The sequence below is a fragment of the Zhenpiania hominis genome (assembly GCF_014333425.1).
GTDB lineage: Bacteria > Bacillota > Clostridia > Peptostreptococcales > Anaerovoracaceae > Hominibacterium > Hominibacterium hominis.
This window is the reverse complement of record NZ_JACRYT010000011.1, coordinates 96,310-109,327: the sequence shown is the minus strand read 5'-3', so window position 1 is coordinate 109,327 and position 13,018 is coordinate 96,310. Positions and strand designations below refer to the sequence as shown.

The window sequence follows — 13,018 nt, the reverse complement described above, 5'->3', positions numbered from 1 at the left end:
GCCATGCCGTTTTTTATCCACTATTCACTTTTCAATGTTCAAATTACATCAAGTAACAAGTTGTAACTTTTTGAGCTAAATCTATATATTTCACTTGACTTTTATATAGTTAGCTTTCTATTTGTTTCTCAAATATTCTATATGATCCACAGAAGCAACGAAATCACCGCATAGATAAGCAGCATAGCCGACAAAATCAGTATTCCGTATTTCCACAGGCGATTTTCCGTGTATACCGTTTTAGACAGCCCGTAAAAAAGCGCCACTGCAGCCGCGAGAATTCCCCACCAGTTAAAAAAAACAAATTGTCGAAACGCCCCCGGATTTCCTCCCACGATAGAGTATCGGCCGCTCATCTGGAAAATTACAACTGCAGAACACAATATCAGAAATCCAACAATTCCGCCTGATACGAGATCTTCTTTCTTTGCTTTCATACATACTCCTTAAAAAACAACGCATCTTACATCATAAAAAAAAGTAACCCTTCGGACCTAACGTCAGCGAAAGATTACCTTTCAAATGGTGCCCAGACTCGGAATCGAACCAAGGACACGAGGATTTTCAGTCCTCTGCTCTACCAACTGAGCTATCTGGGCATAAAGTAAAATTTAATTCTTATGGTGGGCCATCAGGGACTTGAACCCCGGACCTGCCGGTTATGAGCCGGATGCTCTGACCAACTGAGCTAATGGCCCAATGAAACACTTCCTTAAAAGTGGTCGGGGTGGCAGGATTTGAACCCGCGGCCCACTGGTCCCAAACCAGTTGCGCTACCAAGCTGCGCTACACCCCGAAAACAGGCTGCGTTCGAAAAATGGCAGGGGCAGTAGGATTTGAACCCACGGCACGTGGTTTTGGAGACCACTGCTCTACCAACTGAGCTATACCCCTACAATGGCGGAGAAGATGGGATTCGAACCCATGCGGCCCTTAACGAACCCTAACGATTTAGCAAACCGTCCTCTTCAGCCTCTTGAGTACTTCTCCAGGCTAAATAAAATTCCGACATAGTTCACTGCGGGATTCTCAGTTCCTTATGGCGGAGAGGGTGGGATTCGAACCCACGGCCCCTTTCGGAGTCACTGGTTTTCAAGACCAGCTCCTTAAACCACTCGGACACCTCTCCGTATTGTAAGTTTTTGTTCTGCTACACCATACCTAAAAAAATTGGTGACCCATCGGAGATTCGAACTCCGGACACCTTGATTAAAAGTCAAGTGCTCTGCCGACTGAGCTAATGGGTCGTATGGCTGGGGTAGCAGGACTCGAACCTACGAATGACGGAGTCAAAGTCCGTTGCCTTAACCGGCTTGGCTATACCCCAATCTCGAAAAATGGCGAGCCCACAGGGATTCGAACCCCGGACACACGGCTTAGAAGGCCGTTGCTCTATCCAACTGAGCTATGAGCCCAAAAATGGAGCGGATGATGAGAATCGAACTCACGCCATCAGCTTGGAAGGCTGAGGTTCTACCATTGAACTACATCCGCATAAATGGAGCGGAAGACGAGATTCGAACTCGCGACCCTCGCCTTGGCAAGGCGATGCTCTACCCCTGAGCCACTTCCGCACACATAATGAAATTAATTGGTCGAGGGTGGTGGATTCGAACCACCGAAAGCTCAGCTAACGGATTTACAGTCCGCCCCCTTTGGCCACTCGGGAAACCCTCGATAATATGGAGCTGGCGGAGGGAATCGAACCCCCAACCTGCTGATTACAAATCAGCTGCTCTACCGTTGAGCCACGCCAGCAAACTAAATTCGTCGTCGGTTCTGATAAAATTGGCGATCCGGAACGGGCTCGAACCGTCGACCTCCAGCGTGACAGGCTGGCATTCTAACCAACTGAACTACCGGACCGCATCCTTGATAACACGTCCGCTTTTTCAGCCAAACGTCAAACCGATTATGGTGGGCGTTATAGGGCTCGAACCTATGACCCTCTGCTTGTAAGGCAGATGCTCTCCCAGCTGAGCTAAACGCCCACATTCAAGTGTTCTTATCTACTCGACACATTTATTAACTATACAGCATTTTCATTCGATTGTCAAGCATTTTTTTATTTTTTATTTTTTTGTCTGCTCAATGCCACCTGTGCGAATTCGCAGACCCCGCAACACAGAACTTTGCCGCGTACTCCTCCTATCTTTTTAATTGGCTCCAAGGGTGGGGCTCGAACCCACAGCCTACCGGTTAACAGCCGGTTGCTCCACCATTGAGCTACCTTGGAACACTGAAACAGTTGAAGCTTTTATATATTAGCATAGCCCTGCCTGCGTGTCAATCAGAATTTGAAAATTTATACAGGATTTTTTTCAAGGCTGATTTCCTCTGAAAGAAGGGCCGCGCTACCCGCTGTCAGATTGGCAAACAATTCCTTTACGGTATCTACCTGCTCCAAGTTTGTCACGATTTTAAGAGTAACCGCTTCCGCGTAAGTGATATCCTCAATATAAAATCCACCTTTCTTTTCCATATTCTGCGCTTTGCTAAGAAAAGAATAGTCAAGTTTAAAGGAAAGCACCGCCATTTCTTTCACAACACACAGTCCCGCGGCCTCCAGTCCCAGCTTCGCGCTGCTCGTATAGGCTCTAACCAGGCCTCCTGTCCCTAATTTGATTCCCCCGAAGTATCGAGTCACCACAACTGCTATATTTGTAATTCCCTCTTTTACCAGCATCTGAACGATGGGCGCTCCGGAAGTTCCCTGTGGCTCGCCATCATCGCTGGCCCATTGTATCTGAAACTGATCACCAATCACCAGGGCCGGAACATTGTGGGTCGCGTCTTTGTAGTCCGCCCGTACCGCCGCGATAAACCGCTCTGCCTCCTGCCGGGTTTCCACCGGCTTTACGTGAGCAATGAACCGAGATCGTTCAATTATCTGCTCCGCCTGAGCCTCTTTTCTGATCGTTTTATATTCTTTCATATTCTTTTAACCTGCAATAATCCGCCTCGGATAGCTCCACTTCAAAACAAGTTCCCTCTTCCTGGTAATCCATAGAAAGTACCTCTGATTTCTCACACAGATATGAGGAAATATCTCCGCGACTGTACGGAATCAGCAACGACACCTTCTTCCTGGACGAGAACAGATTTTCCCGTATAAGCTCTAGGAGTGATTCGATACCATCCCCCTGCTTTGCGGAAATAAACGCGCATTCGCACCCTGTAGCATCTACCGGTAATTCTTCGAGACAATCTATTTTGTTATAAACCATAATTTTTTCTTTGCTTCCCGCTCCGATTTCGTTGATAACACGGTTTGTTACTTCGATATGGAAATCATAGTTTTCATAAGAAGCATCCACTACTTGAAGCAGCAAATCCGCATATATTACTTCTTCTAAGGTAGCCTTAAAAGCCTGCACAAGGGGATGTGGAAGCTTACTGACAAATCCGACGGTATCAATCAAAATAAATTTGTGAGAAGCATCTAAGCAAATGCTCCTCTGCTGAGTATCCAACGTAGCGAATAGCATGTCCTTTTCCGCCACAGCCTTATCGTCCTTTTCAGACAGAGCCAGCATCCGGTTCATCAGAGCCGATTTACCCGAATTCGTATATCCCATAAGAGCAACCACCGGGATGTCCGATTTTTCCCGCCTGCTCCGCTGTACGCTTCTTGTAGTTTTAATCTGTGCCAGTTCTTTACGAATATCTTCCATTCTCCTGGAAATGTGGCGTCGATCCGTTTCCAACTGCTTTTCTCCCGGCCCCCTGGTGCCAATTCCGCCGCCCAGACGGGATAAGGACTTCCCAAATCCCGTAAGCCTTGGCATGCGGTACTGTAGCTGCGCCAATTCCACTTGCAGTTTTCCTTCTTTGGATGTCGCTCTCGCGGCAAAAATATCCAGAATCAGAATGGTTCGATCAATCACTCTTACAGAAAGGGTTTCCTCCAGATTCCGCAGCTGCATCCCGGAAAGTTCATCGTTAAAAATAATGGTGTCCGCCTCCATATTCGCGCATAGCTGGGCCAATTCAGCGACCTTTCCGCTTCCAATCAGTGTCGCCGGATTTGGCCGCGGAAGACTCTGCACCACCTCTCCTAAAACAGTAACCCCAGCCGCCTGCGCCAACCCCGCAAGCTCTTTCATAGAGTAGGAAATATCCTCATCCAGCTGTATACCTACCAGAATCGCTCTATATTCCTCTTCTTTTATAATCTCGTTTTTCTCATTAAATCTGACCATGCTCCTATCTTACCACAACTGCCGCTGCGCGCGCTACTATTTTCGTTTTTCTTACTCATTTGTCACATCAAGAATATCTTCTTTGGGTACTTGAACATAACTGTTGGGAACTCCTCCTAAAATTACAGCTTCCGCAATAAGGACAGTGCTGGAAATGTCCAAATTCACAGACGATGCCGGCGCCATAACTTTTACCTGACTGTTTATTGTAATATAAACTTTATACTTGCTTTGGTTAATTCCCTGCGCTTCAAATTCTGTTTTAAAGTCCATACCCGACACACTTAAAGGGAGCACCTTCACCTCTACACTTGGTCCTGTCTGAGAAAAAATTTCACTTCCTACAAGCGCTCCAATCGGCACCTTTACCGTATCCTCCTGCATCTTTGCGTATTCATCCTGCAATTCTTTTGAAATTTCCGTAATCAGTAAATTCATCGCTTTTGTATCAGCCTGAATCATTTCGGTTTCGCCCTTTTCATTTGTCTGGCGGATCAGCAGGTTTTCCGTATCTGCTTCTTCCAGAAACTGATCGTTGATTGCTTTATTGATCATTTTCGTAACCATGGTTTTCGCGCGGATTCTTCCGACCTCCTCAATATTTGGTTCCACGGTCATTGTAAAAAGCCACCACAGGGAAAGAAATATCGCAAAAGCAATCAAAAACAAAGACAATGGCAGTACAATCGTCTGTCGCTGTCTCCATTTTTTTCTCCTGCTCATAAAAAACACCTCCGCCGTTCTTTCACTATATGAACGGCAGAGGCTTTCTGTTCCTGTCCTGTACAAATTAAATATTCAAATTCCTCGTTAAATTTCGGATTTACAATCTTAATGTGAGTCCCTTTCATTCCAAGAGATCTGGATTCAATGACACCTGCGCTTTCAAGTTTTCTCAAAGCATTCACAATAACAGATCTGGTGATTCCTGAACGATCCGCAATTTTGCTGGCTACCAGAAGCCCTTCGTTTCCCTTCAGTTCTGCGAAAATCTGCTGAACTGCTTCAATTTCCGAATAGGACAGAGTTCCAATGGCCATCTGCACAACCGCTCTCTGTCTTGCTTCTTCTTCTTCCTCCAGAGCTTTTCTTCTCTGAATTTCCAGACCTACCACCGTAGCTCCGTATTCTCCGAGTACCAGATCTTCCTCGCTGAATTCAGGTTCATAGCGTGTAGCAACCAACGTCCCCCATCTGTGGCCGCCTCCAAGAATTGGAATGACGGTATGCAGCTTATCCGATGTATCATAATCATATTTAAAAATCTTCAAAGCTTCATCAGCAGTCAAGTTTGCCTGCGTCGTAGTAACCTTGAGCAATGCTTCATTGTATTCAATCGGGAACTTCTCCGTCCCCGTCTCCGGATCCGAAATGGTTGAACTATCCGATTTAATCTTATAGTTTACACCAATTACTTTTCCCTTCCGGTTTACAATATACACATTGGCGTCCATCAAATCGCTCAGAATCGCGCATAACTCATTAAACGAAAAAACTCCTGCCGCGCTTTCCTGAAGTACCCAGTTCAGTTTTCTTACTTTTGTCAAAAGTTGATTTTCCATATAATATCTCTCCTCCTACAACCGTTGCGTTGTACAAAATTTCCAATACTTCTGATGATATATGGTATTATATATGATTGATCAAAAATTGACAAGCATTTTTTAGAGTTTTCTAAAAAGTTTTTCTCAATGCGAAAACTACGACTTTATTGCTGTCTTGACAGGTGTTTTTCGTATCAGTTTGTCAAAATTGTAGAGTTTTTGCTCAAAATCCGGGAGCACCTTACAAAATAAAGCGATCGATATCTTCCGGATGAATTTTTTCCATAAATTTTTCTTTTACATATTCTTGATCAATTACAAACTTGTCCTCTTCCATATCCGGGATATTAAACGAAATATCTTCCAGAAGCTTCTCCAAGATTGTATGCAGCCGTCTTGCTCCGATATTTTCGGTCTGCTCGTTCATCAAAAAAGCCATAGTCGCGATTTCCTCAATGGCACTATCTGTAAACTCGATCTCCACTCCTTCTGTTTCAAGCAAAGCTTTATGCTGCTTGATGAGGGCATTTTCCGGAACAGTCAAAATTTTCAGGAACGTCTCCTTGTCCAGGTTTTCAAGCTCCACGCGAATCGGAAATCTCCCCTGCAGTTCCGGGATCAGATCGGTTGGTTTTGCCGTATGAAAAGCTCCCGCCCCGATAAACAGAATATGATCTGTCTTGACCGGCCCGTGCTTGGTATTGACTACACTCCCTTCTACAATAGGAAGAATATCTCTCTGCACACCTTCTCTGGAAACATCTGCTCCCGACCGATAACTGGATCCGGAGGCAATTTTGTCGATTTCATCAATAAAAATGATTCCGTTCTGCTCCGCATTATGAAGGGCGTCTTCTATTACCTGATCCATATCGATCAGGTTCTGAGCTTCTTCCTCCCGCAAAATTTTTCTTGCATCCCGCACTCTTACTTTTTTATTCTTTTTTTTCTGAGGCATCATATCGCCGAATATATTTCCGATTGCAATACCCATCCCTTCGCCATTCAGGTCAAGGGTATTCGTTTTCGGCGCTTCTGTTACCTGGATTTCAATAAACTGATCTTCTAAAAGTCCCTGTCTGAGCTGCTGCCGCACCTGTTCTCTGGCCAGCTGGACATCCTGCTTTTCCCCCTGGCTCTCACTTCCAGCCTGCTGTGCTTGCTGCTGTTCGTACTGCTGTTTCTGGCTCTGATAGCCGCCGCTGTTCAGCAGGAAGTCAAAGGGATTTTTGCTAGGGCCCGGATCATTGGCAGGTTTCTTCTTTCCGGGTATAATCGCTTCAATGATACGATCCTCTACAATTTCGTCCGCAATTGCGTATTTTTCATCAAGCTGACTCTGCTTTGTAATACGGATGGAAGCTTCCACCAGATCTCTTACCATAGAATCCACATCCCGGCCCACATAACCGACTTCTGTAAACTTTGTTGCTTCCACTTTTACAAACGGAGCATCCATCAACTTCGCCAGACGCCGCGCGATTTCCGTCTTTCCAACGCCAGTCGGACCCATCATCAAGATGTTCTTAGGAGTGATTTCTTCCTGCATTTCTTCAGAAAGAAGACTTCTTCTATAACGGTTCCGCAATGCGATTGCCACAGACTTTTTGGCTTCGTCCTGCCCAATGATATATTTGTCCAACTCTCCTACAATTTCTTTGGGAGTCATTTGGTATAGTTTATTCGCCATCGTATCCTCCTAGAGTTTTTCTACTGTAATATTATCATTTGTATAAACACAAATTGAAGAAGCAATATTCAGCGCTTCTCTCACAATTTCTTCCGCAGTCATATCTGTATTGTTATAAAGGGCTTTTGCCGCGGCATAAGCGTAATTTCCTCCGGATCCGATCGCGATGAAATCCTGATCCGGTTCGATCACTTCACCGTTTCCTGATACGACCAGCAGGCTTTCCTTATCCGCTACGATCATCAGCGCCTCCAGGCTGCGCATAGCTTTATCCGATCGCCACAGCTGCGCCAGGGCAACTGCCGCACGCTTGAGATTTCCGCCATGTTCATCCAGCTTGCTTTCAAATTTTTCCGTAAGGGAAAAGGCATCCGCTACGGAACCAGCAAATCCGGTCAGCACCGAATTGCGGTAGATCTTCTTCACCTTTTTCGCGCCGTTTTTCATAATGGACGTCTCGCCCATCGTTACCTGTCCGTCACCGCCGATACATACGTCATCCGCACTTCTTCTGACTGCGACGATCGTTGTTGCGTGGAACTGTACCATAATTCTACCTCCATTCTTATTTGCCTGTTTTTTTCTCTATTATTGTTCTTCTTTATAATCGCACTCGCTGTTTGAGCACGCGTATTTGATTTTTTTCGTGTTTTTCTCTACCAGAAGACTACCGCATTTGGGGCACTTTCGATCAATCGGTTTGTTCCAATAGGACTGCTGGCAGTCCGGATAACCGCTGCAACCATAAAAGACGCGCCCTGTTTTGCTCCTTCTGGCCACAATGTCCTTGCCGCATTTCGGGCATTTCACATTGATGGATTTTACAATCGGTTTTGTATTTTTACATTCCGGATACCCCGTGCACGCCGCGAATTCGCCAAACCGACCGTGTTTAATCACCATCGGTTTTCCACATTTTTCACATAATTCTCCGGTTGGTTCCTCTTTAAACTCTACCTTTTCAATTTCTTTATCCGCCACTTCCAATTCTTTCTCCAGAGTACCATAATAATCCCGGATAATGTCCTTCCAGTCCACATCCTTAACTTCTACTTCATCCAGTTTATCTTCCATCTGGGCAGTAAATCCGGTATCGACAATTTCCTTAAAATAATCTTCCATCATCTGAGTCACAATAAATCCCAGTTCTGTCGGAATCAATGTTTTTTTCTCTCTTGTCACATATTTACGATCGATAATGGTTGCGATAATAGGCGCGTAGGTACTCGGCCGGCCAATGTCTTTTTCCTCCAGATCTTTCACAAGACTCGCCTCTGTAAACCGCGCCGGCGGTTGAGTAAAGTTCTGTTCGGACAGCAGATCCGTGCTTTCCAACGATTCGCCCTCTTCCAGATGAGGAAGGAGTTTGTCATTTTCCTCATCCTTTGACGATGCGTAAACCTTCAAATACCCTTCAAAGACCAGTTTTGACCCAGTTGCTTTGAACCCGTAATCGCCATTTACGATGGACGCGGAAACCCCTTTAAAACGGGCGGGAGACATCTGACTAGCCATAAAGCGGGACCAGATCAGCCGGTAAAGATTATACTGATCTTTGCTCAGAGAATCACGAATAGATTCCGGATCCATTTCCACATAACTTGGACGGATTGCTTCATGGGCGTCCTGAACATCTTTTTTCTTATTAGAGTAAACATTGTTCTGATAAAATTCACTGCCAAACTGCTCAAGAATATAGTCTTTAGCCGCCGCACGCGCTTCATCGGAAATCCGCACAGAGTCTGTACGGATATAAGAAACAAGCCCTACTGTGCCATGGCCTTTGATTTCCACGCCTTCATAGAGCTGCTGTGCGATCAGCATCGTTTTTCTCGTGTAAAATCCCAGCTTGGTAGACGCTTCCTGCTGGAGGCTGCTGGTTGTAAAAGGCGCATATGGCTTTCGGGAACGATCCCGTTCTTCAACTTTTTTTACCAGATAGGTCCCTGCTTTCAACTCACTTACAATCTGATCGGCCTGTTCTTTATTCTCAACTGTAATTTTTTTATTCTTATATTCCGCAAGTTTTGCCGAAAATTTCTTTCCTTTTTTCAGTTCTGCCGTAATCGTCCAGTATTCCTGAGGAACAAAGGCCTTAATTTCGTTTTCTCGATCGCAGATAATTTTCAATGCCGCGGACTGCACTCTCCCGGCGGAAAGTCCTCTGCGCACTTTTCTCCACAAAAGAGGGCTGATCTGATAACCTACCAGACGATCCAGGACCCTCCTGGCCTGCTGTGCGTCAACCAGCTTTAGATCGATGGGGCGTGGGTTCTTAATCGCTGCCTGAACCGCTTTTTTTGTAATCTCATTGAACACAATCCTGCAGGGTTTGTTCTGATCAATTCCAAGCAGGTACGCAAGATGCCACGAAATCGCTTCTCCCTCGCGATCCGGGTCCGTTGCCAGATAAACTTTTGCTGCGGCCTTTGCTTCTTTCTTTAGCTCCTTGATTACATCGCCTTTCCCCCGTATGGAAATATACTGCGGCTCAAAATCATTTTCGATATCAATTCCAAGCTTACTTTTGGGCAGATCCCGCACATGTCCTACCGACGCGATCACTTTATATCTGCTTCCCAGGAATTTTCCAATTGTCTTTGCTTTTGACGGCGACTCCACGATCACCAAATTCTTTTTGGCAGCAGCCATAAAAAACCTCCTAAACTTCTATCTGATTTCTGTCTGATACAGAGGAACTTCCTAAATGTATGTTCTAAATGCTTATTATATCGTTTTTTTGTTATTTTGCAATAAAAATTTTCCCCATTGATGTGCAAATTACACCTTTTATCTCCAAAATTGTAAGGATTCCGCTGACAAATGACGCGGGTTTTCCCAAGGCTCCGCATACTTGATCCTGTGTCATTTCTCCGTGGCCACGCAGAAGTTCCACAACTTTCTTTTCATCGCGTCCCAGATTTTTTTCATCATATCCCGTTTCACATATCTCAAATCCCATTTCCGATATTAAATCCTCAAGAACCACCAGGGGAACCGCGCCGTCCCTCAGCAACTTGTTGCTCCCCAGATGGTAGGCGCTGTTAATGGGTCCCGGTACCGCGTAGACAGTCCTCCCCTGTTCTGCCGCAAGCTCCGCTGTAATCAGCGCTCCGCTGCTGTTAGGCGCCTGAACGACAACGGTCGCTTCCGCAAGACCGCTGATAATCCGGTTTCGTCTGGGGAAGCGATATCTGGCCGGCGCAGTGCCCGGCGGGTATTCGGATAACAGAAGCCCACGTCTGCCAATTTCATCCCGTAGCCTTCGGTTCGAGGCCGGATAGCAGATATCCGCCCCACATCCCAGGACCGCCGCCGTATTGCCCGGAGCGCCTGCTCCTTCTTCCAAAGCTCCCAGATGGGCACATGTGTCAATGCCTCTGGCCATTCCGCTTATCACCGTTACACCGCACTGCGCCAAACGCGCGCCCAGTTTTCTGGCGATATTTCTTCCATATTCATTTGCCGTTCTGGATCCTACCACTGCCACACATCTTCTGTGAATCAACTCCAGATTTCCTACGTAATACAGAGGATTCGGCGGCTCTTTAATCTCCTTGAGAAGTTCCGGATATTTATCTTCATTTATATATACTTCTTGAACGATCATATTCCATTCTCCTATAAAAGGGCTCTAACTGGCGGTATTGAAGAGCTTCCGCTATATGGGCCGTATGAATAAGCGGTTCTTGCTCCAGATCCGCAATCGTCCTTGAGACCTTAATCATTTTATAATAGGCCCGCATGCTGAGCCCCAGCGTTTCATATGCTTTCTGCAGAAAGCGCCGCGATTCTTCTGTCATAGGACAGAAAGCTTCTGTCTGCTTCTCTGTAAGCCTGCTGTTAAAACGAATTCCGGCGTCCTTGTATCTGTCCGTCTGAATTTCCGCCGCAACAGCGACTTTTTGCCTCATACTGTAGCTGTCTTCTCCTTTTCCGCCGCTCGTGATCTGGCTTCGGGGAACTGGAAGCACCTGTATGTGAAGATCGAACCGATCCAGCAGCGGTCCGGAAAACCGCGAATAGTAACGGGCGAGTTCCCGTTCTGAGCAGGTGCAGAGATGATTTTGATCACCATAGTATCCACAGCGGCACGGATTGGAGGCCGCTACAAGCATCACCCTACAGGGAAAGGATACACTTCCCCAGGAACGATTGATTGTGATGGTTCCTTTTTCAACCGGCTGCCTCAGCGTCTCCAACAGCGCCGGATCAAACTCACCGAACTCATCTAAAAAGAGAATTCCATTATGGGCCAGCGAAAGCTCTCCCGGTCCAGGAATCCTCCCTCCTCCGATAAAGGCCGCCTTTGAAATGGAATGGTGGGGTGCCCGGAAAGGGCGACTTCTCACAACCTGACACCTGTCATCCAGAAGGCCTGCCGCACTATACACTCTTGTTACCTCCAGCCGTTCTTCATAGCTCATCTCCGGCATGATAGACGGGATTCGTTTCGCTATCATGGTTTTTCCGCTTCCCGGGCTCCCGATCATGAAAATACCATGATTTCCTGCTGCGGCAACTAAAGCTGCCCGTTTAACACGTTCCTGTCCAGCGACGTCACGGAATTCCTCTCTGGCAGAATCCACCTCACAGTCATTCTCCGCTTGCATTGTGACCCAATTTTTTTGTTTTTTGCCCCTGGCGTATGCCAGGCTTTCCGCTAGGGTTCTTACCGGATAAAGCCGCATATCCTTCAACAGGGCAACTTCCCGCAAATTATTTTCCGGAAGCACCAGTCTGCGAATTCCCTGCTGACGCAGCCCCATGGCAAGCGGCAGCGCGCCGCGGATCGGCTTTACTTGTCCGTCCAAAGAAAGCTCTCCTAAAAAAGCGGTTTTTTCGATCATAGGTTCCGCATGCCTTTCTAACATTAAAATTCCCATGGCTATAGGCAGATCAAAATGGCTGCCCTCTTTTGGCCTCCCCGCCGGCGAAAGATTGACCGTAATGCGCCGCCTGGGAAATTCCAAACCTGAATTAAGGATTGCCGCCCGAATTCGTTCCCTGGCTTCCTTGATTGTCGTGTCCGCAAGACCTACCATATGAACGGCCGGAAGCCCTGGTTGCAAATCGGTTTCCACAGTTATCACTTCCGCGTCCATCCCCAAAAGGGAGGCGGTAATTATTTTCGACAGCATCAACCTTCCCTCCTAGATATTCTCAATATGGTTAATTTCAATTTCAATGGCGTCAAACTGCATCTGCCCAAAAGCCATTTTTTGTCCCCCCTTGGCCGCCAGATAACTGCATGCGGCCGCTTTCATACATCCAAGTTTTTTCGGCGTTATGCTTTCCGCCGGATGCCCGTAGGAGTCTCCCTGTCTTGTCTTTACTTCTATAAAATGCAAAATACGTCCCTTTAACGCTACTAAATCAATTTCTCCGGCCCTGCACCGAAAATTTCTGTGCAAAATGCGATACCCTTTACACTCCAAAAAAGCTTTGGCCGTGTCTTCTCCTATTCTTCCAAGTTGCTGATTTGTCATTTTCTCTACCCCTTTTAACTAAATGTATTTATTTTACATTTATGTTATATTAAGGATTTTGTTTTGTCAAGAAAATTTTCTTTTTCTTCCCGC

The 13,018-nt window shown here is 46.2% G+C and carries 11 protein-coding genes and 16 tRNA genes; all 27 read right to left on the bottom strand.

Annotation, left to right across the window (positions count from 1 at the left end; all coding sequences use genetic code 11):
- Positions 1-137: 137 nt before the first annotated feature.
- Positions 138-437, bottom strand: a complete 300-nt coding sequence (locus tag H9L42_RS10890) for a hypothetical protein (protein ID WP_187303422.1) — start codon at positions 435-437, stop codon at positions 138-140.
- Between the two features lie 86 nt (positions 438-523).
- A tRNA-Phe gene (locus tag H9L42_RS10885) sits at positions 524-599 on the bottom strand.
- Between the two features lie 22 nt (positions 600-621).
- Positions 622-698 (bottom strand) — tRNA-Ile (locus H9L42_RS10880).
- A gap of 21 nt (positions 699-719) precedes the next feature.
- Positions 720-796, bottom strand: a tRNA-Pro gene (locus H9L42_RS10875).
- Positions 797-818: 22 nt separating this feature from the next.
- A tRNA-Trp gene (locus H9L42_RS10870) sits at positions 819-894 on the bottom strand.
- A gap of 4 nt (positions 895-898) precedes the next feature.
- A tRNA-Ser gene (locus tag H9L42_RS10865) sits at positions 899-990 on the bottom strand.
- Between the two features lie 50 nt (positions 991-1,040).
- Positions 1,041-1,129, bottom strand: a tRNA-Ser gene (locus H9L42_RS10860).
- Positions 1,130-1,171: 42 nt separating this feature from the next.
- Positions 1,172-1,247 (bottom strand) — tRNA-Lys (locus H9L42_RS10855).
- A 3-nt stretch (positions 1,248-1,250) separates the two neighbouring features.
- Positions 1,251-1,327: transfer RNA gene (locus H9L42_RS10850), tRNA-Gln, on the bottom strand.
- Positions 1,328-1,338: 11 nt separating this feature from the next.
- Positions 1,339-1,415 (bottom strand) — tRNA-Arg (locus H9L42_RS10845).
- Positions 1,416-1,420: 5 nt separating this feature from the next.
- Positions 1,421-1,494 (bottom strand) — tRNA-Gly (locus H9L42_RS10840).
- A gap of 5 nt (positions 1,495-1,499) precedes the next feature.
- Positions 1,500-1,574 (bottom strand) — tRNA-Gly (locus tag H9L42_RS10835).
- An 18-nt stretch (positions 1,575-1,592) separates the two neighbouring features.
- Positions 1,593-1,677, bottom strand: a tRNA-Tyr gene (locus H9L42_RS10830).
- Between the two features lie 6 nt (positions 1,678-1,683).
- A tRNA-Thr gene (locus H9L42_RS10825) sits at positions 1,684-1,758 on the bottom strand.
- Positions 1,759-1,789: 31 nt separating this feature from the next.
- A tRNA-Asp gene (locus H9L42_RS10820) sits at positions 1,790-1,866 on the bottom strand.
- Positions 1,867-1,915: 49 nt separating this feature from the next.
- A tRNA-Val gene (locus H9L42_RS10815) sits at positions 1,916-1,991 on the bottom strand.
- Between the two features lie 170 nt (positions 1,992-2,161).
- Positions 2,162-2,236, bottom strand: a tRNA-Asn gene (locus tag H9L42_RS10810).
- 69 nt (positions 2,237-2,305) lie between these two features.
- Entirely contained in the window at positions 2,306-2,935 is a 630-nt protein-coding gene (locus H9L42_RS10805; RefSeq protein WP_187303421.1) for a YigZ family protein, read from the bottom strand.
- Entirely contained in the window at positions 2,922-4,202 is a 1,281-nt protein-coding gene (hflX, locus tag H9L42_RS10800) for a GTPase HflX (RefSeq protein WP_207734963.1), read from the bottom strand. Before hflX ends, H9L42_RS10805 begins: the two co-directional genes overlap by 14 nt.
- A 51-nt stretch (positions 4,203-4,253) precedes the next feature.
- Complete coding sequence (yunB, locus tag H9L42_RS10795; protein ID WP_187303420.1) at positions 4,254-4,925, bottom strand: sporulation protein YunB; 672 nt, start codon at positions 4,923-4,925, stop codon at positions 4,254-4,256.
- The gene (gene codY, locus H9L42_RS10790) at positions 4,922-5,764 is read right to left on the bottom strand and encodes a GTP-sensing pleiotropic transcriptional regulator CodY (protein WP_187303419.1); all 843 of its coding nucleotides are present in this window, start codon (positions 5,762-5,764) and stop codon (positions 4,922-4,924) included. Before codY ends, yunB begins: the two co-directional genes overlap by 4 nt.
- Before the next feature lie 223 nt (positions 5,765-5,987).
- Positions 5,988-7,436 (bottom strand): ATP-dependent protease ATPase subunit HslU, encoded by a 1,449-nt coding sequence (gene hslU / locus H9L42_RS10785; RefSeq protein ID WP_187303418.1) that lies wholly within the window; start codon positions 7,434-7,436, stop codon positions 5,988-5,990.
- Between the two features lie 9 nt (positions 7,437-7,445).
- On the bottom strand, positions 7,446-7,985 hold the full coding sequence (gene hslV, locus H9L42_RS10780) for an ATP-dependent protease subunit HslV (RefSeq protein WP_187303417.1): 540 nt from the start codon (positions 7,983-7,985) through the stop codon (positions 7,446-7,448).
- 39 nt (positions 7,986-8,024) lie between these two features.
- Positions 8,025-10,088, bottom strand: a complete 2,064-nt coding sequence (gene topA, locus H9L42_RS10775; protein WP_187303416.1) for a type I DNA topoisomerase — start codon at positions 10,086-10,088, stop codon at positions 8,025-8,027.
- Positions 10,089-10,179: 91 nt separating this feature from the next.
- Positions 10,180-11,046: a DNA-processing protein DprA gene (gene dprA, locus H9L42_RS10770; protein WP_187303415.1), complete on the bottom strand. Its 867-nt coding sequence runs from the start codon at positions 11,044-11,046 to the stop codon at positions 10,180-10,182.
- Positions 11,018-12,577, bottom strand: a complete 1,560-nt coding sequence (locus tag H9L42_RS10765) for a YifB family Mg chelatase-like AAA ATPase (RefSeq protein ID WP_187303414.1) — start codon at positions 12,575-12,577, stop codon at positions 11,018-11,020. Before H9L42_RS10765 ends, dprA begins: the two co-directional genes overlap by 29 nt.
- A 12-nt stretch (positions 12,578-12,589) precedes the next feature.
- Complete coding sequence (locus H9L42_RS10760) at positions 12,590-12,925, bottom strand: YraN family protein (RefSeq protein WP_187303413.1); 336 nt, start codon at positions 12,923-12,925, stop codon at positions 12,590-12,592.
- Between the last annotated feature and the right edge of the window lie 93 nt (positions 12,926-13,018).